Source organism: Micromonospora sp. NPDC049529, assembly GCF_055586685.1.
Genome location: NZ_JBVJHT010000005.1, coordinates 92,649 through 114,881, shown reverse-complemented (window position 1 = coordinate 114,881; position 22,233 = coordinate 92,649). Strand labels below are relative to the sequence as shown.

Annotated in this window: 18 protein-coding genes; 6 read left to right on the top strand and 12 right to left on the bottom strand. The window is 72.8% G+C overall.

Features of this window, described 5'->3' with window-relative positions; genetic code table 11:
* Positions 1 to 15 precede the first annotated feature (15 nt).
* A complete protein-coding gene (locus ACZ6QQ_RS10140; protein ID WP_465875613.1) occupies positions 16 to 915 on the bottom strand; it encodes a DUF2207 family protein in 900 nt (299 codons plus the stop codon).
* Positions 916 to 934: 19 nt separating this feature from the next.
* The gene (locus ACZ6QQ_RS10135; protein WP_465875612.1) at positions 935 to 1,510 is read right to left on the bottom strand and encodes a LemA family protein; all 576 of its coding nucleotides are present in this window, start codon (positions 1,508 to 1,510) and stop codon (positions 935 to 937) included.
* 305 nt (positions 1,511 to 1,815) lie between these two features.
* On the opposite strand from ACZ6QQ_RS10135, the gene ACZ6QQ_RS10130 reads away from it, so the two are divergent.
* A complete protein-coding gene (locus ACZ6QQ_RS10130; RefSeq protein ID WP_465875611.1) occupies positions 1,816 to 3,465 on the top strand; it encodes a RecQ family ATP-dependent DNA helicase in 1,650 nt (549 codons plus the stop codon).
* 9 nt (positions 3,466 to 3,474) lie between these two features.
* Positions 3,475 to 5,310: a DNA helicase RecQ gene (recQ, locus tag ACZ6QQ_RS10125; protein WP_465875610.1), complete on the top strand. Its 1,836-nt coding sequence runs from the start codon at positions 3,475 to 3,477 to the stop codon at positions 5,308 to 5,310.
* 9 nt (positions 5,311 to 5,319) lie between these two features.
* On the opposite strand, the gene ACZ6QQ_RS10120 is transcribed toward recQ, so the two are convergent.
* Complete coding sequence (locus tag ACZ6QQ_RS10120) at positions 5,320 to 5,901, bottom strand: histidine phosphatase family protein (protein WP_465875609.1); 582 nt, start codon at positions 5,899 to 5,901, stop codon at positions 5,320 to 5,322.
* A gap of 247 nt (positions 5,902 to 6,148) precedes the next feature.
* Between ACZ6QQ_RS10120 and ACZ6QQ_RS10115 the strand changes: the two genes are divergently transcribed.
* Entirely contained in the window at positions 6,149 to 6,370 is a 222-nt protein-coding gene (locus tag ACZ6QQ_RS10115) for a CbtB domain-containing protein (protein ID WP_465875608.1), read from the top strand.
* Between the two features lie 18 nt (positions 6,371 to 6,388).
* Positions 6,389 to 7,177 (top strand): CbtA family protein, encoded by a 789-nt coding sequence (locus tag ACZ6QQ_RS10110; protein WP_465875607.1) that lies wholly within the window; start codon positions 6,389 to 6,391, stop codon positions 7,175 to 7,177.
* Between the two features lie 85 nt (positions 7,178 to 7,262).
* Here the strand turns inward: ACZ6QQ_RS10110 and ACZ6QQ_RS10105 are convergent, their stop codons facing one another.
* The 5 genes from ACZ6QQ_RS10105 to ACZ6QQ_RS10085 form a co-directional block, all read right to left on the bottom strand.
* Positions 7,263 to 7,568 carry a DUF6582 domain-containing protein gene (locus ACZ6QQ_RS10105; protein ID WP_465875606.1) on the bottom strand — a complete coding sequence of 102 codons (306 nt, stop codon included), beginning with the start codon at positions 7,566 to 7,568 and terminating at the stop codon, positions 7,263 to 7,265.
* 60 nt (positions 7,569 to 7,628) lie between these two features.
* Positions 7,629 to 8,324, bottom strand: coding sequence for a fasciclin domain-containing protein (locus tag ACZ6QQ_RS10100; RefSeq protein WP_465875605.1), 696 nt, complete (start codon positions 8,322 to 8,324; stop codon positions 7,629 to 7,631).
* A 102-nt stretch (positions 8,325 to 8,426) separates the two neighbouring features.
* Positions 8,427 to 10,577, bottom strand: a complete 2,151-nt coding sequence (locus ACZ6QQ_RS10095) for a M14 family zinc carboxypeptidase (RefSeq protein WP_465875604.1) — start codon at positions 10,575 to 10,577, stop codon at positions 8,427 to 8,429.
* 195 nt (positions 10,578 to 10,772) lie between these two features.
* Positions 10,773 to 11,405: an alpha-ketoglutarate-dependent dioxygenase AlkB gene (locus ACZ6QQ_RS10090; protein ID WP_465875603.1), complete on the bottom strand. Its 633-nt coding sequence runs from the start codon at positions 11,403 to 11,405 to the stop codon at positions 10,773 to 10,775.
* A 69-nt stretch (positions 11,406 to 11,474) separates the two neighbouring features.
* Positions 11,475 to 12,569 carry a hypothetical protein gene (locus tag ACZ6QQ_RS10085; RefSeq protein ID WP_465875602.1) on the bottom strand — a complete coding sequence of 365 codons (1,095 nt, stop codon included), beginning with the start codon at positions 12,567 to 12,569 and terminating at the stop codon, positions 11,475 to 11,477.
* Between the two features lie 275 nt (positions 12,570 to 12,844).
* On the opposite strand from ACZ6QQ_RS10085, the gene ACZ6QQ_RS10080 reads away from it, so the two are divergent.
* Positions 12,845 to 13,978 carry a MinD/ParA family ATP-binding protein gene (locus ACZ6QQ_RS10080; protein ID WP_465875601.1) on the top strand — a complete coding sequence of 378 codons (1,134 nt, stop codon included), beginning with the start codon at positions 12,845 to 12,847 and terminating at the stop codon, positions 13,976 to 13,978.
* Here the strand turns inward: ACZ6QQ_RS10080 and ACZ6QQ_RS10075 are convergent.
* The 4 genes from ACZ6QQ_RS10075 to ACZ6QQ_RS10060 all read right to left on the bottom strand — a co-directional run bounded on the left by ACZ6QQ_RS10075 (position 13,952) and on the right by ACZ6QQ_RS10060 (position 21,108).
* Entirely contained in the window at positions 13,952 to 16,186 is a 2,235-nt protein-coding gene (locus ACZ6QQ_RS10075) for a hypothetical protein (protein WP_465875600.1), read from the bottom strand. The two genes, ACZ6QQ_RS10080 and ACZ6QQ_RS10075, sit on opposite strands and share 27 nt — an antisense overlap.
* A 69-nt stretch (positions 16,187 to 16,255) precedes the next feature.
* Entirely contained in the window at positions 16,256 to 17,395 is a 1,140-nt protein-coding gene (locus ACZ6QQ_RS10070) for a glycoside hydrolase family 26 protein (RefSeq protein WP_465875599.1), read from the bottom strand.
* Between the two features lie 10 nt (positions 17,396 to 17,405).
* Positions 17,406 to 19,430: a glycosyltransferase family 2 protein gene (locus ACZ6QQ_RS10065; RefSeq protein WP_465875598.1), complete on the bottom strand. Its 2,025-nt coding sequence runs from the start codon at positions 19,428 to 19,430 to the stop codon at positions 17,406 to 17,408.
* A 148-nt stretch (positions 19,431 to 19,578) separates the two neighbouring features.
* The gene (locus ACZ6QQ_RS10060) at positions 19,579 to 21,108 is read right to left on the bottom strand and encodes a glycosyltransferase family 39 protein (RefSeq protein WP_465875597.1); all 1,530 of its coding nucleotides are present in this window, start codon (positions 21,106 to 21,108) and stop codon (positions 19,579 to 19,581) included.
* 519 nt (positions 21,109 to 21,627) lie between these two features.
* Between ACZ6QQ_RS10060 and ACZ6QQ_RS10055 the strand changes: the two genes are divergently transcribed.
* Complete coding sequence (locus tag ACZ6QQ_RS10055) at positions 21,628 to 22,098, top strand: Hsp20/alpha crystallin family protein (RefSeq protein WP_465875596.1); 471 nt, start codon at positions 21,628 to 21,630, stop codon at positions 22,096 to 22,098.
* Positions 22,099 to 22,233: the final 135 nt, after the last annotated feature.

Genomic DNA, 22,233 nt, shown 5'->3' with positions numbered 1-22,233 from the left:
CCCCGGATCGGTCGATCACCGGTCCGGGGCGGCGCCCTGTGTGCGTACCTCCGGTTCCGGGGCGGTGGCCTGGCGGTGGGCGGTCACCCCGGAGGTGGTTCGGGTGACGCCGAGCGCGGCCCCGTACGCGAGGTACCGGTCCCACACCGCGACCGCCGACGGGGGCAGGTCGGCGAAGGACTCGTGCCCGGCGAGCCAGTCCCGTACGCCGAGCCAGCGGGCGGCGGCGACGCGGCCGGCGGCGGTGTCCCGTTCGCCGCGCAGGCCACCGGCGATGTTCCAGAAGATCAACGCGCTGATCAGGAGCACACCGAAGGCCAGGTGATACCCGTCCGTCGTGCGGGCCATGTAGTGGGCGGCGCCGACGGTGATCCCGACCGAGGCGAGCAGACCGAGCACCCGCAGGCCGTCGAGGGCGGCGGGGGTGTACCTCGGGCGGGACAGGCCGAGGCGCCGGGCGTCGGCGATCACGGCGTCGCCCAGCCGTCCGGTCCAGGTGGCGGAGCGGTCGGAGTCGGAGAAGCCGAGCGCGGTCAGCGGGACCACACCGGCGACGGCGCGTTCGACCACCCGGTCGAGGACCTGCCGCTCGTAGTCGTTGAGTCCGGCCGGGTCGCGGCCGGTCGGGTGGACGGTGGCATGACGCGGGTCGGGACCGGTCCGGCGCAGTTCGACGTGGTCACGGGCGGCGAGGTCGAGCAGGGTCGACTCGGCCGCGTCGGGCGTGATCCGCCACTGGTTGGCCAGCAGGCTGACCACCGCCGGTGACTCCGGGCCGGGCAGGTTCATCGTCGCCGCCCCCGCGCTGACCGGGGCGGGACGGCTGCGCAGCCGGACGGCGGCGCGTCCGGCCACGAACAGGGCGATGCCGGCGGCCGGCAGGCCGGCCTCGATCAGCAGGTCGGTGAGGTTCATGGTCGCTGCCCGGTCGGGTTCAGAACCGGACGGGTACGTCGTCGCGCTGGTCGCCGCCGGCTTCGAGGTACGGCTGCGCGCGGAACCCGCCGAGCCCGGCGACGATGCTGGTCGGCAGCGACCCGACGGCGGTGTTCAGCGCCTGGACGGCCGTGTTGTAGACCTGCCGGGCGTACGCGATCCTGTCTTCGGTGGCGGCGAGTTCACGCTGCAACTCGGCGAAGTTCGCGTTGGCCAGCAACCGCGGGTACGCCTCCGCGACCGCGTACACCCGACCGAGTGCCGAGGTCACCGCCGCCTCGGCACCGTCCCTGGCCGGCGCGGCACCGGCCGCGGCGAGAGCGGCGGTACGCGCGGCGGTCAGCGCGTCCAGGGTGGTCCACTCGTGTCCGGCGTAGCCGCGCACGGTCTCCACCAGGTTCGGGATCAGCGAGTGCCGGCGCCCGAGTGCGACGTCGACCTGGGCCCACGAGGCCCGTACCTGGTCCCGCAGCCGGACGAGCCGGTTGTAGGCGGCGACCGCGCGGACCGCCAGGAAGACCGCCAGCAGCACCAGCGCCCCTGTCACCAGCACCAGCACCATGCCCGTATCCACTCGAATCCACCTCTTCGAGACGTCACCGAAACGGCGGCCGACGGCAGCCTCACCCACCATGATCGAAATCACCGTACCGGGCCCGCGCCACGCCGCCGGGCACCCGAATGTGCATGTGTCGGTCGACGCCGCGCAACCTGCGCGGCGGGCGCGCCGGCTGCTCGTGCCGGTCGCGTCGCGCCCTTCGCTCGGCGGCTCCCGGCGGACCGACGGTCCCTTGCGGACGGTGACAGCGCCGCCGCCCGCCCGGCACCCGAACAGGTCGCCGTTTCACGTTCGGTGGGCGCGGGTACCTCCGGCCCCCGATGAAGCTGCCACTGCACTCGACCCGCCTGCGCCGCGCCGCACGGCACCACTTCGGCTGGCGTTCGCTGCGCCCCGGCCAGTTCGCCGCGATGCGGGCGGTGATGAAGGGACGCGACGCCCTCGTCGTGTTACCCACCGGCGCCGGCAAGTCGGCGATCTACCAGGTGCCGGCGGCGCTGCTGCCCGGCCCGACGGTGGTGATCTCACCGCTGCTCGCCCTGCAACAGGACCAGATCCGCGCGCTCAACGAGCGGGGCGACCCCCGGCTGCGCGCGGTCCGGGTCAGCTCGGCCGAGACCGCCAACCAGCGGGCGGAGGCGCTGCACGAGATCGAGGACGGCCGGGCCAGGTTCCTGTTCACCACCCCCGAGCAGCTCGGCAACCCGGAGCTGCTGGCCCGGGTACGCGCCCTGCGTCCGGCCCTGGTCGCGGTCGACGAGGCGCACTGCATCTCGGCCTGGGGCAACGACTTCCGCCCCGACTACCTGGCGCTCGGGCACCTGATCCGGGGACTGGGCCGCCCGCCGGTGGTCGCGCTGACCGCCACCGCCTCGCCGCCCGTACGCGAGGACATCGTCGCCCGGCTGGGGCTTACCGAGCCGCGTACGGTGGTCGCCGGGTTGGACCGGCCCAACCTCTTCCTGGAGGTCGCGCACTGCCCCACCGAGGACTACCGGTGGCGACGCCTGCTCGGCCTGCTCGACGGGGGCCAGTGGCCGGGCATCGTCTACGTGCCGACCCGCCGCGCCGCCGAGGAGCTCGCCGACCGGCTGACCGAGGCCGGCCACGAGGCCGCGTGTTACCACGGTGGGATGGCGGCCGGCGCCCGTACCGAGTTGTACGAGCGGTTCCTCGCCGACCAGGTGCCGATCATGGTGGCGACGTCGGCGTTCGGCATGGGCATCGACAAGCCCAACATCCGCTGGGTGGCGCACCTGGCCCTGCCCGACTCGCCGGACAGTTACCTCCAGGAGATCGGCCGGGCCGGGCGGGACGGGGAGCAGGCGCACGCGCTGCTGCTGTGGCGGGCCGAGGACGTCGGCCTGCAACGCTTCTTCACCGGCGGCACCCCGGACGCCGGGGAGCTGGCCGAACTCGCCGCCACCCTGCGCGACGGGCCGGCCACCCGGACCGCGCTGCGGGAGCGGACCGGGTTGGGAGCACGCAAGCTCGGCCAACTGCTCGGCCTGCTGGAGCGGGTCGGTGCGGCCCGTACGGCCGGCACCAGCCAACGGGTCAGCAGCCCCCGGTACGCGCCGTCGCCGGCCGACGCCGGCCGGGCGGCGGTGGCCGAGGCGGAGCGGCAGCAGGCGGTGCAGCACAGCCGTACGGACATGATGCGGGCGTTCGCCGAGACCACCGGCTGCCGGAGCCAGGCACTGCTGGCCTACTTCGGTGAGCAGTTGAGGACGACGTGTGGTCACTGTGACAGCTGCCATGCCGGCACCAGCACTCCCGCCGACGGGGCCAGCGGGCCGTTCCCGGTGCACAGCACGGTCCGGCACGCCGGGTGGGGGCCGGGACTGGTGCTCAGCTACGAGGACGACCGGATGACCGTCCTGTTCGAAAATGTCGGATACAAGACGCTTTCCGTACGCGTGGTGAGCGAGCAGGGGTTGCTCACCGCCGATGTCGGCGGTGACTCGTAGACTCCCCGGATGGCTTCCCCGACCGATGTGCGGACCACGGACCCGTTGCAGGTGCTCCGGCGGGTCTTCGGCTACGACGCCTTCCGGGGCAACCAGCAGGAGATCATCGACCAGGTGGTCAACGGCGGCGACGCGCTCGTGCTGATGCCGACCGGCGGCGGCAAGTCCCTCTGCTACCAGATCCCGGCCCTGGTCCGGGACGGGGTCGCGGTGGTCATCTCACCCCTGATCGCGCTGATGCAGGACCAGGTCGACGCGCTGACCAACCTCGGCGTACGGGCCGGCTTCCTCAACTCGACCCAGGACTTCGCCGCCCGTCGCCGGGTCGAGTCGGCCTTCCTCGCCGGCGAGATCGACCTGCTCTACCTGGCGCCCGAGGCGCTCGGCTCCGGGGGCACCATCGGGCTGCTGGAGCGGGGCACGATCGCCCTGTTCGCCATCGACGAGGCGCACTGCGTGGCCCAGTGGGGCCACGACTTCCGGCCCGACTACCTCGCGCTGTCGATGCTGCACGAGCGGTGGCCGGACGTACCCCGGATCGCACTGACCGCGACCGCCACCCCGGCGACCCACGCCGAGATCGCGACCCGGCTGAACCTGGTCGACGCCCGCCACTTCGTGGCGAGCTTCGACCGGCCGAACATCCAGTACCGGATCGTGGCCAAGCAGGAGCCGCGCAAGCAGCTGCTCGACCTGCTCCGCACCGAACACCCCGGCGACGCCGGCATCGTCTACTGCCTCTCCCGGGCCTCGGTAGAGAAGACCGCCGACTTCCTGGTCGCCAACGGCATCGCCGCGCTGCCGTACCACGCCGGGCTGGACGCCTCGACCAGGGCCGCGAACCAGAAGCGCTTCCTGCGCGAGGACGGGCTGGTCATGGTCGCCACGATCGCCTTCGGCATGGGCATCGACAAGCCCGACGTCCGCTTCGTCGCCCACCTCGACCTGCCGAAGTCGGTCGAGGGCTACTACCAGGAGACCGGCCGCGCCGGCCGGGACGGCCTGCCGTCGACCGCCTGGCTCGCGTACGGGCTCCAGGACGTGGTGCAGCAGCGCAAGATGATCGACGGCTCCGAGGGGGACCTCGCCCACCGACGGATGCTCGCCGGGCACCTCGACGCCATGCTCGCCCTCTGCGAGACGGTGGAGTGCCGGCGGGTCCGGATTCTCGCCTACTTCGGCCAGTCCAGTGAGCCGTGCGGCAACTGCGACACCTGTCTGACCCCGCCGCAGTCCTGGGACGCCACCATCCCGGCCCAGAAGCTGCTCTCCACCGTGCTGCGGCTGCACCGCGAACGGAACCAGAAGTTCGGTGCCGGCCAGTCGATCGACATCCTGCTCGGCCGCAAGACCGAGAAGGTCGCCCAGCACGGCCACGACACGCTGACCGTGTTCGGCATCGGTGAGGAGTTGCGCGAGGCCGAGTGGCGCGGGGTGGTCCGCGCCCTGCTGGCCCAGGGCCTGCTGGCGGTCGAGGGCGAGTACGGCACGCTGGTGCTCACCGAGGCCAGCGCGGAGGTGCTGGGTCGGCGACGTACGGTGATGATGCGCCGCGAGCCGGAACGGGCCGCCGCCTCGCGCGGTTCGAAGCCGCGCGGTGCCGCCGCTGCGGCCGCCGACCTGTCGCCGGAGGCCGCCGGACTGTTCGAACGGCTCCGGGCCTGGCGCGGGGCGACCGCCAAGGAGCAGGGCGTGCCGGCGTACGTCATCTTCCACGACGCGACGCTGCGCCAGATCGCCACCGAGGTCCCGGCCACCCTGGCCGACCTCGGCCGGGTCAGCGGCGTCGGGGAGAACAAGCTGGCGAAGTACGGCCAGCAGATCCTCGACACCCTCGCCGGATAACGGCCGGGGTCAGTCCCCGGCGGTGTCCAACGACTCCGACGAACCGCGCAACGTCCACCGGTCGGCCCCGCCGCGCAGCACGGTCCGGGTCAGCGGGGGAATGTCGATCCGCCAGAACGAGGCGGGAGTGGCCACGATCGCGTTGACCACGAGCGCGCGGATCACCATCGGATGGGTGACCGCGAGCACCGTACGGGTGGCCGTCGGCAGATCCCGCAGCCAGCTACCGGTCCGGGCGAGCAGGTCGTGCAGGCTCTCCCCGCCGTGCGGGGCGGCGGCCGGGTCGGTCAGCCACGCGGCCACCGCGTCCGGCTCGTCGGCGGCGACCCGGTCGAGCGTGAGCCCGGCCCAACGCCCCAGGTCACCGTCGCGCAGTCCCTCGTCGACGGTCGGGGTGAGGCCCAACGCGACGGCCGTCTCGACACACCGCCGGGACGGGGCGCAGAGCACCACGTCGTGGCGGGGCAGCCGGCCGGCGGCCCGGGTGGCGTCGGCCAGCCCATGCGGATCCAGTGACTCGTCGAGCGGGAACGCGGCCCGCCGCACCGCCGCCGTCGGCGCGTGCGACAGGAGGATCAGTCGGTTCGTCACCGCCGGGCTCGACCTCCAAACGACAAAAGGGCGCCCCACGTGCGTCGTCGCCGCATCGGGTGCAGGTTGACACCCCGGCGCCGCCGCCCGTAGCGTCCGGTCCACAGCGTGATGGTGGGAGGAAGCCGGTGAGATCCCGGCACGGTCGCGCCACTGTAACCGTTCTCCGCCCTGCGGCAGTCCGGAAGTCAGACCCTCCACCGTCACGGATACCACTATGGGACGCGTGATCCCGAGGAGGTTTGCCATGGCAAACGTTTCCGCACTGCCGACGCCGACCGCCGTGCCGGTGCCGGCACCGATCCCGCTGCGTCAGATCCTGCCCTGGGCGATCTTCGGCGCGGTGCTGGCCGTCGTGCTGCTCTACTTCGTCGGCGCCGAACAGGGTGTGACCTCGCTCATCTCCGGTGAGACGGTGCACGAGTTCGTCCACGACGGGCGGCATCTGCTCGGTTTCCCCTGCCACTGAGCCGGCCGGGACAACCAGGTGCTCTCCGCTCGCTCGCTACTGATCCGGGGGATGCTGGTCGGCCTGGCCGCCGGTGTCGCCGCGTACCTGTTCGCCACCCTGTTCGGTGAGGGTCCGGTCGGGCAGGCCATCGACTTCGAGTCCGCCGCCGGTGCCGCCGCCCACGCGGCGTCGCACGGCGCCGCCGATGCCGCGCACACCGACGCGGCCGAACCCGAACTGGTCAGCCGGACCGTGCAGAGCACGATCGGGCTGGCCACCGCCGCTCTGGTGTACGGGGTGGCGCTGGGCGGCCTGTTCGCGCTCGCCTTCGCGGTCGCGTACGGCCGGATCGGACGGTTCTCGCCCCGGGCCACCGCCGCCCTGGTCGGTCTCGCCGGCTTCGTGACGGTGGCGCTGGTGCCGTTCCTCAAGTACCCGGCGAACCCGCCGGCCACCGGTAACCCGGACACCCTCGGCCAACGGACCGTCCTGTACTTCCTCATGATCGTGATCGCGGTCGCCACCGGGCTGCTCGCCCTCTACCTCGGCCGATGGCTGCACCCACGCTACGGGGCCTGGAACGCGACCCTGCTGGCCGTCGGCGCGTACGCGGTGTTCATCACCGTCGTGCAGCTCGCCCTGCCGTCGATCAACGAGGTGCCCGACGGCTTCCCCGCCCTGGTGCTGTGGGAGTTCCGGCTCGCCTCGCTCGGCACCCAGTTCGTCACCTGGGCCACGCTCGGCCTGCTCTTCGGCGCCCTGACCGAACGTCGGGTCCGCGCCGGCGCCGCCCGGCGCGGCGCGGCCGAGCCGGTCACGGTCTGAACCGGTAACACGCTCGTCTCCGCTCGGCGGGCTTCGGCCCGTCGAGCGGAGACCGGTACGGCGGTGCACGGGCCGTACCGGGTGGTCAGCGCCGGCTGTGGACCGGGTTCGGGGTGTGCGGCAACTTCCCGAGCTGGCGCCATTCGGTCTCGGCCATCTCGACACCGTAGTGTTTCGCGGCCGACCGGATGTTTTCGAACGCCTGTTCCCGCTCGGCGTCGGTGACGCCCTGGACCTGGTCGAACCGGGCTATCGCGTTGCGCACGTGACCGGCGTCGACCAGCGGCTCCTTGCGCTTGCCGGGAAACGCGAAGACCGAGTCCGGTAGCTCCCGCTTCGTCTTGCTGGACAGCGTGCCGTGCTCCTCGTGCGGCTTCCAGGTGGTTTTCATGCTCTCCCCCTACCCGCCGGGAGTGCGACTACACCGGTCGGGGCCGGACAAAACCCCTGGTCAGCCCCGATGTCCCCGACCGCCGGTGTCCGTGGGCAGCTTGCCGAGGACCTGGTTGACGATGTGGATCCGGGCGTTGCCGGCCCGGTAGTCGGTGCAGAGGGTGTCCGCCTGGCCGGCGACGCGGGCCATCGTCCCGGACGCGCTGACCTCGACCGACGCGCCGTCGAGTGTGGTCACCGTGCCGGCGGCCAGCAGCTCCGACAGCGAGCGGGAGCCGTCGACGATGTGCGCCTTGAGCAGTGCCCGCAGGTCGTCCTTGCGGTCGAGGAACAGGGCGTCGAGCGTGTCCTCGTTGAACTTGGCGATGAACGCGTCGTCGGTCGGCGCGAGGATGGTCAGACCGGTCATGCCACGCAGTTCCGGGGCCAGTCCCGACGCCCGCAGCGCGGACTCGAACGTGGTGAGCACCGGGATCCACGTCAGTGCCACGTCGACCGGCTCACCGACCAGCGAGGTGGGGTTACCCGGATCGCTGCCGGCGGGCAGCACGTCGCAGAGCGGCCCGGTCACGGCGACCGCGGTACCGTCGGTGCCGGCCGCTGCGTCCCCGCCGGTGCCGGGGTCGGCGCTCGTGCAGCCGGCGGTGGCGAGCGCCAGCAGCAGGACCAGGCCGGCGACGGCGGCCGGGCGCGGACCGGCGGTACGCCGGGCGGCACGGCCACGGGTACGCGACGGGATGGTTGGCTCGGACACGCTGATCTCCTGCCTCTCGGACCGGTCGTGCCGGCGGGCCGGGCGTGGGTCCCGACCCGCCGGCACGAGTATCACCGGTTCAGCTTGCTACCGGGTGCTCGGTCACAGCCCCGCGCACTGACCCGACCGGGGCCCCTGCACGGTGTTCGCGATGTTCAGGTTGATCGGCGCCGGGGTGTTGCCGGCGCAGCTCAACGGACCGTTCACGGTGTTACCGGCGAGCAGCGGCACGTCGACGCCGGTGCGGTTGACCGACAGGTCGACCGGGCCGGAGACCTTGACGTTGACCACGGCCACCGCGGCGCTGGTGCCCGAGATCGACACCGGACCGCGCACCGTGCTGTCGGTCAGGAACACCCCGGCCGCACCGGCGGCGCTGACCGGGCCGTTGATGGTGGTCCCGGTGGCGACGAGGGTCGCACCGGGCCGGACCGTGACCGGGCCATTCACCGTGCCGTCGGCCAGGCAGGTGAAGCCCGAGACGACCAGGGGTCCGTTGTGCCGGCCCGAGCCGGTCGGGTAGACCCGCTCGCCGCCGACGAACTCCTCGGTGCCCTGCGCGTCGAGCAGCAGCGGGATCAGACCCCGCTCCGGCTGGTTCAGCGGTACGAAGTACGCGTCACCGCTCTTGACGACCTTCCAGCCGTGGGCCCGGATGCGCTGGGCCACGGTGGTGCCGACCCCGCCCGGACCGTCGGTACGGGCACCGTTGTACTGCTCCTCGGTGAGCTTGTACGCACACGGCGCGTTGTCCAGGATCTGCTCCGGGGCGGGCGCGTCCGCCGGCGGCGGGCTCTCCCCCGGGTGCGGTGCCGGGTGCGCCGGGATCAGGTGCGATCCCCGGAACACGATCCGGCTGCTGTTCGAGGTCTGGAACTTGATCGCCTCGGTCCGCGCCTGCTTGATCGCCGGCAGGTTGGCCCGGTGGTAGTCGAGGAACTGGTTGAACGTCCACATCGCCGAGTACGACTTGCGTCGCCGGTTGTTCGCCGAGTTGCCCTCGTCGGGCCGGGTGGCGCCACCAGAGCTGCGCAGTTCGAGCAGCGAGTTCACCACGTTCTTCAGGCCCAGGGTGTTGCGCAGGATGGTCTCCTCGCCCAGGCCCACGTTGCCGCCGTTGGCGCACCCGTACGGGCAGGCCCACCAGCCGTCCTTGGCGCCCTGTTCGTACATGTGGCCCTCGATCATGCGCTGCGACTCGTCGAAGATCGAGGTCGCCACGTTCTGGTGCCGTGGCGGCAGCATCGGCAGGTCACCCGCGCTGGAGTTGCCGAACTCGTGACCGTCGTATCCGGCCACCGGCCGGTACTCGCGCAGCATCTGCACGAAGGCGAAGGTCTCCGGCTGGCGGACCAGCGAGTAGTCGCGGTTGAGGTCCTGCCCGGTGGAGTTGCCCCGGGTGTTGGCCGCCCGGCCGTCGCCGTTGATCGTGGGGACGATCAGCACGGTGGTGTGCGACAGCAGGTCGAGCGTGCGGGCGTCCTTGCCGAAGGCGAGCTTGCGCGCCATGATCAGGCAGGCTTCGCGGTCGCCCGGCTCGCCGCCGTGCACGTTGCAGTTGATCGACAGGGGCGAGGTCGCCGCCACGGCGGCGGCGGTGGCCGGCGGGGTCGGGTAACCGATGACCAGCATGTTGATCGGTCGGCCGAGCACGGTACGCCCGATCTCGACCGTCCGGACCCGCTCGCTCAGCTCGTCGACGGCCGCGGTGTAGGCGTACTCGTTGACGTCGCTGGTGTACTGCGCGGCCTTGGTGGTCTCCCACTGCGTACGCAGGTTCTCGCCCGGTACGCCGGGGTCGCCCCAGGGCGCGGTGGTGGTGCCGGAGACCGGCAGCGAGTACGGCTGTTCGGTGGTGCCGAACCGGGCCCGTACCCGCCACTGGAACCGGTCGCCGGGGTTGAAGCCGGCGTCGGCGAAGGTCGGCTTCTCGTTGTTGATCTGACGGTTGGGGCGCCAGACCCCGACCACGGTGGACGGGCCGGTGGCGGTGTCGCCGCCGTCGACCAGGGTGCGCTCGATCTGGTAGTCGGTCGCACCGGCGACCGGGGTCCAGGTCAGCGTGGCGAACCCGTCGGCCTGGCTGACGGCGAGGCCCTGTACCTGGTTCGGTTCGGCCGCCTGCTGGGCGGCGAGGGCGGTGAGCCGGGTCGAGTTCGGCGAGGCAAGCGCGGCGCTCGGGGCGGTGACCGTTCCGAGGGTGGCGACGAGCAGGCCGGACAGGACGGCTACCGTTGGTCGTCTGTATCGCATAGAACCTCCAGGGTGTTGAAGGCGCAGTTGATCAGGGACATCAGTGCAGGTCATCATGATCGACTTCACTGGGTGAAGCAAGATCTTGAGCAATTCTTGAGGTTCGATCGTCCCTGACCGGACCGCCACGCGCACCCGGCGGCGTCCGTGACCCGGCGTCGCACCGCCGAGCCGTTCGCGGACGTCCACAACGGATCAGGCGACGCCCTCGGGGCGGAACTGCACACTCACCCTCGGCCCGACCGGACGGGCGGTCTTCGGGATCGCGTGCTCCCAGGTCCGCTGGCAGGAACCACCCATCACCACCAGGTCGCCGTGCCCCAGCGGGAAGCGCAGGCTGGCCCCGCCACCCCTCGGTCGCAGCAGCAGCGGGCGGGGCGTGCCGAACGAGACGATCGCGACCATGGTGTCGAGGTGCGACGAGCGCCCGGTGGTGTCGCCGTGCCACGCCACGCTGTCCCGACCGTCCCGGTAGAGGCACATGCCGGCGGTGACGAACGGCTCCCCCAACTCCGGGGCGTAGTGCGCGGTGAGCCGGTGACGCGCCTGCGTCAGCAGCGGGTGCGGCAGCGTCTCGTGGCCGGCGTACCAGCGCAGCAGACGGGGAACGTCGACCTGCCCGTCGTACATCCGGCGGCGCTCGGCCCGCCAGTCGACGTCGTCCAACAGTGTGCCGAGCACCAGGTCGGACCCGTGCACCCAGCCGGGCAGGTGGTCGACCCAGGCGCCCCGGCCCAACTCGTGCCGCCGGAGCGCGCCGGTCAGCCGGCCGAGGCTCGGCTCGGGTGCCGTGTCCAGCATCGATGGCTGGTAAACGCCGTGCGCCATGCCGTCAGCGTACGCCTGATCGAACAGGCGTACTAACCTGCCCCGCCACGATCGACGGTAGCCGATCGGTCACCCGGCGTCGTCGCCGTCCGGTGTCGGATGCCCGGCGAGAAACGCGTCGAGCGCGGTCAGCGCCCGGTGCAGGTGCACGGCACCGACCTCGGGCGCCACGTGCGCGTTGCGCCGGACGTGGTCGAGCAGGTCCGGCTCGGGTGCCAGGCCGTGCTCGCGCAACCGGTACGAGACCCCGTCGGACCAGATCCACGCCCCGTCCGTACGCACGTTCGTCGGCACCACCGCGCCCCGGTCCGGGTCGAGGACGTCGGCGGTCCGGGTCGGGGTGAGCAGCAGCGGCGTACCCGCGTCGAGATAGGCCAGCACCCGGTCCCGCTCGGCCGGGTCGAGCCGCCCCCGACCCTCGGCCGGATCCGGGCCGGTGCCGGTGTGCGGGTCGCGGGCGAACCGGATCGGCCGGGCCGGTGCGGCGGCCCAGAGCAGCGCGGCCCGACCCAGTGCCGCGCGCTGGTGCTCGGGCAGCTCACCCGGCTCGACGAAGACCTCGACGCGCGGGTCGCGCTCACCCGCCGCGAGCAGCACCCCCTGCACCTCGGCGGCCACCGTCGGCGGGTCGGCCCCCGGCTCCCCGAGCACCTGCACCAGGTACATCCGGCGCGGCGGCGGCCACCGGGTGGCCCGGTCCGGGAACGACCAGACCCGCCAGAGCGCGCACAGCCCGGCCACCCGGCCGGGTACGGCGCCGGTGAGCGCGAGGTCCACCCGGTCGGGCCCGCCGGGGCCGTCGTACCGCCCGGTCAGGTCCGGCGGGTACGGCACCCGGTCCCCCGGCTCGGCCGGCGCCGCCGGGTGCGACGGCGCCAGCCGGAAGTACGGCACCGGCACCGGCCCGCCCCGTGGCAGGTCGTCGACCGCGTCGGTCTCCTCCCCGGCCTCGGCGAGCACCCGGGCGAGCAGGGCGGCGTCCGCCTCGGCGACCGCCACCCGACCGGCGGTCGCGCCGAACACCACCGCCTGCGCCACCTCGACCGAGCGTCCCTCGGCCAGCCACTGCCGGGCCCGCGCGACCAGTCCGTTGGGCAGCCGACCGGCCAGCCGGAGCAGCAGTGCGTGCAGTTCGTCGATCCGTACCGGAATCCGCGTGCCCACGTCCGAACCTGCTGCCACGACCGTCCCCCACCCTCGCCATGCCCGCGCCGGGCGAACGTACGAAGCGACTACGCGGCGCGGGCCCCTCCGGTTCAGGTGAGATTTCCCAAGTCGAGCCGGCCGCCCCCGGCCACCTGCGGGATGACCGCCGGAGCCGGTCGGATCGTTTTTCGCACCGTAGGATCTGCCGCCCGGCTCACGTACAGTCCCGCCATTCGACCGCTTCTCGGACGGCGGCAGCACCGTGCGCCGGCTGATCGACAGGGAGATCCGCGATGACCGCGTCCGCAGCGCACAAGCCCGGCACCCCGGAGCCCGCTCCCGCCGCCGGTGCCCCGACGGACCCGGCCGGTCCGACCCCGCCCGGTCCGACCGCAGCAGGTCCGGCACAGCCGGCGGCCGCAACGGCCGGCCTCGCCTGGCAGGCGCCCCGCCAACCCCGCACCGCGCCGGACGGCGCCGGCACACCGGCCGCCCCGGTGGAGGGCATCGCGGTCGGTCAACCGGCACAGCCGCGCGCGGAATGGGGCTGGCGCGGGCGGGCGAACCGGTTCACCGGCGGAACCCTGAACCTGGTGGCGACAAAGGACGAACTGGTACACCGGGCCGCCCGCCGCCGGTTGCTCCGCCCGTTCAGCCGGACCATGTCGATCGTGGTGGCCAACCCGAAGGGCGGGGCGGCGAAGACGCCGACCGCGCTGCTCGCCGCCGCCACCCTCGGCTTCCACCGTGGCGGTTACACGCTGGCCTGGGACAACAACGAGACCCGGGGCACCCTCGGGATGCGGGCCGAGTCCGCCACCCACGAACAGACCGTGATCAACCTGCTGCACAACATCGACGAGTTCCTCGCCACCACGGCGAGCGTCGGTCGGCTGTCGGCGTACCTGCGGCCGCAGAGTGCCCGGTTCGACGTGCTCGCCTCGGACGACGCCGCCGGCAGCATGGAGATCATCGACGACGAGGCGTTCACCAAGCTCTGGACCGCGCTGTGCCGGTTCTACCGGCTGATCGTGGTCGACACCGGGAACAACATCCGCTCGGCCAACTGGCAGTCCGCCACCGCCGTCGCGGACTGCCTGATCGTGCCCACCACGGTGCAGCGCGACGTCGCCGACAGTGGACTGTGGATGCTCGACCACCTGATCCGGACCGGCCGGGCGGACCTGGCCGAGAACGCCGTGGCCGTGGTTTCCTGCGCCGACCCCAAACCGGACACCGAACTGCTCGACGAGATCGTCGAGCGGTACCGCAAGGTGGTCCGGGACGTCGTCGTGATCCCGTACGACCGGCTCATCCGGTCCGGCGGGCGGATCGAGTTCGACGCGCTCGCCATCCCCACCCGTCGGGCCTGGCTGATGGCGTGCAGCTCGATCGTCGACTCACTCGCCATCCGCGACCAGAGCTGACGGCCACCCCGCACCCGCACCGGACCGGCGTACCGCCTCGACCGCCCGCCGGAGCCCTTCGCGGGCCCGCCGGTCCGCCGCCGCGACGTCCGGCGTACCCGTCCCCTCGGCCGGTTCGTCGGACCCGGCACCCAGCTCGCGCAGCAGCACCAGCGCGGGCTCCGGGCGGCCGAGATGATCGGTCCCGACCACCCGGAACCGGGTGCCGGCCGGAAACAGCACGCACTCACGCCCGGCCGGCGTCACCCCGGCCGTCTGCCGCCCGGTGGTCGACCAGACCGCGAGCACCGGACGGTCCGGCTCCCACCGGTACGGCGACACCTCGGCGGCGAGTACGTCGGCGGCGCCGAGCACCCCGCCCTCGACCGCCCCCGACCGCACCGCCCACGACGCGAAGACCGGTCCGGGATGTACGGGCAGCCGCAGCAGACCGCTCGCCAGGCAGGACGCCGCCGCCCGGTGCGCCGATCCGCCTGTGCCGGTGCCGGTGGCCCTGTCACGGTCGGTGCCTGCGTCGGCGTCGAACACCTCGTCGCCGGCCACGAAGGCGACCACCGAGGCCAGGTCGGTCAGTACGGCGTCACCGTCCCGGCCGTCCGCCCGGCCCCCGGCCGAGCGGGTCACCATCGCGGCGTAGCCCGGGTAGCGGTCACCGAACTGTTCCCGCAGTGCCTGCCGCTCCCACGGATCGCTCCGGTGGTCCGGCACCGGCGACGGTCCGGCCTCGTCCGCCGCCACCAGCTGCCCCGACCACGGGCCGGGTCCCGCACCCGCCAATGCCGGCTTCCCTTCCCGCTCCGGCTCGGGCTCCGGTGCCGGCTTCGCCTCCGGCTCCGGGTCCGTTTTCGGGGCGGGTCGCGGGCCCGGCTCGGGCTGCTCGTGGGCCGGTTCCGGTGCGTCCGACGCCGGCTGCGGCTGCTGGTCCACGGGCGCCACGGCGTCCGGGGCGGGCAGTTCGACCAGGTGACCCGGTCCCACCACCGCCAGCAGCGGGCCGAAGCGGGCGACCAACGAGGTCCAGGTCGGCGTACCGGTGTCCGGCGGACGCGTCACGGCCAGCCGCAGCGTGCCGGCGGCCGTCGGCGGCAGCGCCCGGACCACCGTGTCGATGGCCGGCAGCGCCCGCGTCGGCGCCGCGACCGCACCGGCACCGAGCACCAGCAGCGGGTGGTTGGCGTCGATCGGCAGGCGCCGGACCAGGTCCTGCTCCGGATCCGGTTGCGCCGAACGCAGCCACAGCCCGCACCGGACCACCTCGATCGCCCAGCGCTCGTCGATCCGCTGGATCCCACCGGTGCCCGCGACGTCCGGCAGCGGCCGGCGCCACTCCGTCACCTGCGGCGGCGCTCCGGCCCGATACACCAGCCGCTGCACGAACGGGCGCCAGCCCCGCTCGCCGTTCGCGTCGATCGTGGTCCGGACCGTGGCCCCGTCGGAGTCGGTGTCGACCACCCCGCTCATCACCTCGACGGTGCCGCCGGTACGCGCCGCCAACCATTCACCGACCGTGTCGGCGGTCGCGCTCTCCGACCCGTACGGGACCAGGACCAGCCGCCGCCGCAGCTGCCGGGGCAGCGACTCCAGCAGGTCGTACACGGATTCCGGGGGCAGTGCCGGGGTGTCCGGACGGCCGATCACCACGGTCGGCTGCTCGTTGTCCACGAACACGGACAGGATCGCCCCGGTCAGCTCCGGCGCGGACGGGTCCGCGTGGTCCACCCAGAGGCCGGCGGGAATGGCGGTGACCCGCAGTCCGGACGGCACGGACCGCAGGGCCGGCGGCAGCAGTCGCTGCCAGTCGGGTGCCGGGTGCCGGGCGCCCTCCCGCTGCGCCGGCTCACCGGGCCGGAAACACCACCACGTCCCCTCGACCACGAACAGCATGCCGGTACGGAGCAGCATCACCGGGCCGGTCGGCGCGAGCACCTCGATCCGCAACTGGTCCGCGACGACCTGGGCGACACCGGGCTGTCCGGCATCGGAGAGCACCAGCCGGATCGACTCGCAGCGCACCGGGAGGTGCCGGCCGAGCAACTCGATCAGGCCGGCCAGCTCGACCGGCGGGTCGGCGGCCACGATCACGGTGTGCCGGTCGGGCTCCCTCGGCAGCCGCGCCGGGGCCAACTCGGGCGGCAGGGTGTCGCCGCGCACGATGACGATGGTCCGGTCGTACCCGTGCACCCGCGGATGGTCGATCGGGATGGTCATGGCGCCATCCTCACCCACCCCGCACCGCCGGCTCCGGGTGGGGCGGCCCGGACGGGCCGGCGGAACCGGTCAGTCCTCGACCCTGCTGCGCGGCACCATCTCCGGCGACCAGCGCAGGTCGTACCGGGGTGCGGCGACGGCCCGGGCGAACGCCTCGGCCGACGCCCGCGAGCTGACGATCCGCCAGTCCAGTTCCTTGTCCACCTCGAACCAGATGACGCCGATGATGTCCCTGTGCCGGGGCAGTTGCCGGAACGTCTCCTCGATCCATTCGACCTTGCGGCCGTTGTCGTCGGCCGCCGCCGTCTCGGTGATGACCAGCGGCCGCTCGGTGAAGGTACGCATCTCGTCGATGGTCTCGCCGAAGATCTCGTCGAAGGAACGGTAGTCGGAGAAGTAGCCGGTGCCGTAGTAACCGGACAGCCCCAGCCAGTCCACATAGGCGTCACCGGGATAGAGCGACTCCAGCGGGGTCGTCGAGTCGTCCCACTGCACGTTCGGACTCCACACCCAGGTCACGTTGGTGGCCCCGGCCGTGCGGAACAGGTCGTGCACGTGCCGCCAGGCCCGGACGTAGTCGCCCGCCCGGTTGCCGTTGGTCGCCTCCGACCACGGGTACCAGTCGCCGTTCATCTCGTGCCCGAAGCGGATGGCCACCGGGTAACCGAGAGATTTGATTCCCTCGGCCCAGGAGAGCACGTAGTCGTCGAGGTCGCCGGAGGCGATCCGGGCCAACCGGTAGCCGGGCTGGTCGGACCGGATCTCGTCGATTTCCCGCAACCGGAGGCCCTGCTCGCGGGCCTTCTCGTCGATCCGGTAGTCCCACGGCTCCCAGGCCAGCATCGGCATCATGCCGCGATCGCTGACCCGGTCGAACAGCGACCGGTCGAACCGGCCGGAGGCCCAGTCCGCGCTGAAGAGCATCACCTGCGGCTGGCGCCCGGCGGCCCTGGTGAACGCGTCCACGGCGGTGAAGTCGTACGCGCCCTCGTGGGTGGTGACGCCGATGAACGCCTTGCCGGCGGGTGGGAACACCTCCGGCTCCTTCGGCGGGAGCGCCCGCGCGCTCGGCCCGGTCGTCGCCGCGACCCCGGAGCCGGGCGCAGCACCGGGCCGCTGCGCGGTACGCGGCGCGAGCGCGAACGCGTACGTCAGCAGGAGTACGGCAACCGCCGCGACCAGTACGCGCGGCAGCGTCAACCTCAGCATGGCCCGCCCCTCAACCGTTCCGTGGTGTGTGCGCCGGTCGGGCGTACGCGCCCGCCTCCAGGTGTGCGAACCCGCCCGGATCCGGCCGGTCGTGGACGCCGGCCTCGACCCGTACCGCTGCCGGCGGGGCCCATTCGTGCGGGCGGTCGCCGTCGACCCGGTAGACGGCCCAGCGGGCGGTGTCGCGGTCGGCGGGCGGCACGGGGTCGGCGGCGGCGGTCGTGCCGACCCGGTGCCGTTGCCCGGTGCGGGCCAGCAGACCCGTCACGATCGCGATCACGGGCGGGGCCAGGCTCGCCGCCAGCGTCAGCGCCGGCCACACCCGCAGCAGCGGATAGCCGTGGTCGAGGAGGTAGCTCACCGCGAGCATGGCGGCGGCGAAGCCGGCCCACAGGAAGTGCAGCCGGAAGGTGGCGAGCGACTCGGTGGTCCGCATCTTTCCCTTGGCGGTCACCACGAAGGCGAGCCGGCGGCGCAGGAGCGCGGCGATGCCGGCGGCCACGTAGACCGGCCCGACGAACAGGGCCAGCGCCATCCCCACCACGCCAATCTCCTCGCGCTCGTGCGCGGCGATGTTGTAGCGACGCAGCCAGAGCCAGAGCATGAACCAGGTGACGATGGTCGAGCCCCACAGCACCGCCCAGACCCTGGTGTCGAGTTGGACCGTGGTCACGCCGGTGAGCATGTAGAGGGCGGTGGCCAGGTTGCCCAGCAACAGGCTCACCGCCACGCTCGGGTAGTAGAACTGGAGCAGCCGGTACTGCCAGCGCCGCCGCGAGCCGAGGGCGCGCGGGGCACGCAGGTCGGGGCGGACCAGGATCTCCCAGATGCCGGCGGCCCAGCGCTTCTGCTGGTTCATGTAGTCCGCCCAGGAGGTGGGGCCCTCCCCGATCGCCACCACGTCCGGGGTGTAGACGCCCTTCCACCGGTTTTCGGTCGCCGGGTTGGTGGCGGCGTGGATCCGGATGCTGGTCAGGTGGTCCTCGATGATCGAGTCCTGGTAGCCGCCGATGGTCGCCCAGGCCGACGGCCGGTAGAGGTGACCGGTGCCGGTGAGCAGCGGCGCGTCCAGCCCGTTGCCGCCGCGCGCGATCAGTCCGTTGTAGAGGTACTGCTGGACCGAGGCGCCGTGGGCGACCCAGTTCTCGTGCATGTTGCCGTAGACCTGCGGTGTGACCACGAAGGCGACGTCCGGGTCACGGAAGTAGCCGAGGGTCCGTTCGAGGAAGCCGGGCAGCGGCACGTGGTCCGGGTCGACGTTCGCGACCACGTCGTAGCGGTGCTCGTGCTCGGCCCGCCAGGCGTTGTGGTTGCCGGACTTGGTCCTGGCCCGGAACTCGCCGCCGGGCTGGTTGTACTCCGGCCGACCCCGGCGGCTGAAGTGGCGTACGCCGAGCCGCGCGGCCATCTCCCGTACGGCAGGGTCGTCGCCCTCGTCGAGGATCCAGACGTCGACCGGCCCGCAGTAGACGATCTGGCGCATCCGGCGCAGGGTCCGCTCGGCGACCTCGATCGGTTCCTTGCTGGGCACGATGGTGGTGAGCAAGGCGACCCGCAGGCCGATCGGCGGGTCGACCGGGACCGGGTCCTTGGCGTTGAAGGCGAAGACCCAGACGGACACGTTCTGCGCGATGCGGATCAGTTCGACGGCGACGACCACGCAGAAGCCGATCCGGGCCAGCACCGTCTGCCAGTTTCCCGGTCCGAAGACCCCCGCACCGGGTACGTGTGCGGGCAGCAGCAGCCAGCCGACGAAGACCAGCCCGGCGGCGGCGTTGACGAGCACCAGGATGGTCAGCACCGCTCGCGACGCGGGTGAGGCGACGTGGCGGAACTCGACCGAGGGGTGCGCCCGGCCGGGCGCGTGCAGCGGGCCGGTGGTGGCCCCGCAGCCCGCGTACGCGACCCGGGCGTCGATGTTGCGCTGCCGGCGACCGGGGTGCCGGTCCGCCGCACCGGACCGGGATGGTGCGGGAAGCCCGGATGCCGGTGAGGTGGCGGGGTGGGACGGGTATGTCTTGCCGGAGACGCTCACAATCCCCCCAAGAACCTGAACTCTGCTCGCGACAAACCCTGCTAGACCAGATCCTAAGCGCCTGGGGCTGACATACCGGGTGATGCGAATCAGTCACCCGAAAGCCTGGCTACCAGGCGAAATCCCGCCCGGCACAGGGCTCGAACCGTCAGACGCCCGTGCGCTCGTCGACCAGCAGGGCCAGCGTGAACCCGGTCAGCCGCCACACCTGCGCGATCTCGTAGCGCGTACGCAGCACCTGCTCCTTGCGCTCACCGAGGCCGTGGATCGGGTCGGTCTGGGTGCCGGGCCGGATCACCCAGAGCCGGTGGGCGTTACCGAGACACCGGGCGACGTCGGCGCACTCCCCGGTCACCGGCTGCCCGACGCGTACCGGGCGGGCGGCGAGCAGGTCCGCCGGTTGGCGGTCGTCCGGCAGGTAACGCGCGAGCACGCCCCGGCCGTCCCACCCGCCGGCGCCGCCGACCGGGCCGTAGACGACTCCGTCGCCGGTACGCATCCCGGACTCGACGATCACCGCGAGGTGACGGGTGGCCTGCCGGTGACCGTCGGAGGCCCGGAGGGCCGTGTGCACCGGCAGGCCGATCAACCCGATCGCGACCAGCACCGCCACGCCCCACCGGGCGGGTACCCGGCCCAGGGCTGCCGCGCCGAGCGTCGCCCAGGCCGGCAGGGTGAAGAGCAGGCTCTGCGACAGCCCCAACGGGGTCACCAGCCCGACGAGCAGCAGGACGAGCAGCGGCACGAGCGCCCACGCGGTGTAGATCGCCGCGCGGCGCCGCAGCGGGAGGCTGAACAGGGCCAACCCGAGCAGCACCAGGCCCAGGGCGGTGGCGCCGAACAGCTCCCTCGGGGTCGCGGCGAACAACTGACCGCCGGGGTCGGCGAACCGACCGATCCCGGTCGTGTACCGGGAGCCGAGCCAGAACAGCCCGACCACCGGGAGCACACCGGCGGACGCGGCCACCAGCCACCGGCGAACGACGTTGCGCCCGAAGGCGATCACGGCCCACCCGTGCCCGGCGAGCAGGACCAGCGCGACGACATGGGAGAGCCCGAGCAGCGCGACCGCGACCGCGTACGCGACGAACCGCCAGCGCTTCGGCCGGTCGATACCGAGCACCAGGAACAGCGTGGCGAGTACGGCGGCGAGCAGCGCGAACGCGTGCGGGCGGGCCTCCTGTGCGTACCTGGTCGAGGTGGGCAGCAGCGCGAAGATCACACCGGCGAACAGGCCGACCCGAGGGGTGAACAGCCGGCTGCCCAGCGCCCCGACGAGGGCCGCGGTGAGGGTCATGGCCAGGATCGAGGGCGCCCGCAGGGCCAGGTCGGAGGTGCCGGCGTACTCCGCCCAGGCCCGCATGAGCAGGTGGTACGGGGTGTCGGTGACATCGACCCAGCGCTGCGGGGACCAGTTCTCCCGCCAGGTCGACGTGGCCATGCCCCAGGTGGCGAGTTCGTCCCGCCAGAGGCCGGGTGCGGCGGCCCCGCGTACCCCGAGCGTGCCCATCAGCAACGCCGGTACGAGCCAGGGCGTGACCCGCCGGGCGAGCCTGAGCCGGGTCGCGCGGCCGGGCCCGTTCCGGTCGGCCCGCTCGTCGCGGTCCTCGCCCCAGGGATCCTCGATGCCGTTCGTGGCCCCGAGCCGGGGCATCACCACGGTTTCCGCATCCTTCATCGTGCCTCACGCTTCCCTACGGATCGGGCGGTCAAGGCCACGGCGAGGCCGCCGGCGAAGCGGTGCCGGGACAGGGTTTGCGAACGTGTCGGGCCGGGGCGGACGCCCCACACCGGGCGGTGCGGGTCCGGCCCTGGCTGTCACCTGGATGCTAGTGAGACGGGTACGGCGAAACACCATGAATGCTGGCTTACCAGGACCGTACGGGCGTTGCCGGCACGCTTTCGCACGAACGGGTGACGCCGGAACGGGGCCGACCGACCCGGACCGACCGTCCATGGTGGCCGTACCGGTCACCGCCGGCCCCGCCGACGACGGCTGCGACAACTCGCGTCGGACGGCCGGAAAAGCTTGACCGAAACACTTGGCACTCACCGGTGGGGAGTGCTAAAAAATGAAGTGTCGCACCTGACCAGTGCGGTGACCGACCACCGCATGGCAGGGCAGGAGCGACCTCGGAATCCGAGCGCCACACGCCCACCGGATCCGCCGGTGGGCAGTCCTGAGGAGGTGGTTGGCGTGGTGCTGACTTTCGATCCCTTCCGTGATTTCGACCGTCTGGCCGGTCAGGTGTTCGGCACCGCCGGTGGCGGTGCCGCGACCATGGCGATGCCGATGGACCTGTACCGGTCCGGTGACCATTTCGTGCTGCACTGCGATCTCGCCGGAATCGACCCCGGCTCGGTCGAGGTGAACGTCGACGGCCGCAACCTGGCCATCCGGGCCGAGCGCAGCGCCCGCACCGACGCCGACGTGCAGTGGGTCCGGCGGGAGCGCGCCACCGGTACGTTCGAACGGCGGCTCACCCTGGGCGACGGCCTCGATCTCGACCGGATCAGCGCGACCTGGCAGGACGGGGTGCTGACCCTGACCATTCCGGTCGCCGAGCAGGCCAGGCCCCGCCGGATTCCGATCGGCACGGCCGGCAGCAGCCAGGCGGTGACGGGGTCCGCCACGGAGACGGACACGGTCGCCCTCGACCGGTCCTGATCCGACCGGACGGACAGACAGGCCTCACGTGCCGCGACGGCACGACAGTCGGGGGGGGGGGGGGGGGGGGGGGGGGGGGGGGCGGAGGGGGGGGGGGGGGTGGGGGGCGGGGGGGGGGGGGGTGGTGTGGGGGGG

Coding starts and splice junctions, on each gene's coding strand:
- ACZ6QQ_RS10140 (WP_465875613.1), bottom strand. CDS start 915: ATGAACCTCACCGACCTGCTGATCGAGGCCGGCCTGCCGGCCGCCGGC.
- ACZ6QQ_RS10130 (WP_465875611.1), top strand. CDS start 1,816: ATGAAGCTGCCACTGCACTCGACCCGCCTGCGCCGCGCCGCACGGCAC.
- recQ (WP_465875610.1), top strand. CDS start 3,475: ATGGCTTCCCCGACCGATGTGCGGACCACGGACCCGTTGCAGGTGCTC.
- ACZ6QQ_RS10115 (WP_465875608.1), top strand. CDS start 6,149: ATGGCAAACGTTTCCGCACTGCCGACGCCGACCGCCGTGCCGGTGCCG.
- ACZ6QQ_RS10105 (WP_465875606.1), bottom strand. CDS start 7,568: ATGAAAACCACCTGGAAGCCGCACGAGGAGCACGGCACGCTGTCCAGC.
- ACZ6QQ_RS10095 (WP_465875604.1), bottom strand. CDS start 10,577: ATGCGATACAGACGACCAACGGTAGCCGTCCTGTCCGGCCTGCTCGTC.
- ACZ6QQ_RS10090 (WP_465875603.1), bottom strand. CDS start 11,405: ATGGCGCACGGCGTTTACCAGCCATCGATGCTGGACACGGCACCCGAG.
- ACZ6QQ_RS10080 (WP_465875601.1), top strand. CDS start 12,845: ATGACCGCGTCCGCAGCGCACAAGCCCGGCACCCCGGAGCCCGCTCCC.
- ACZ6QQ_RS10075 (WP_465875600.1), bottom strand. CDS start 16,186: ATGACCATCCCGATCGACCATCCGCGGGTGCACGGGTACGACCGGACC.
- ACZ6QQ_RS10070 (WP_465875599.1), bottom strand. CDS start 17,395: ATGCTGAGGTTGACGCTGCCGCGCGTACTGGTCGCGGCGGTTGCCGTA.
- ACZ6QQ_RS10060 (WP_465875597.1), bottom strand. CDS start 21,108: ATGAAGGATGCGGAAACCGTGGTGATGCCCCGGCTCGGGGCCACGAAC.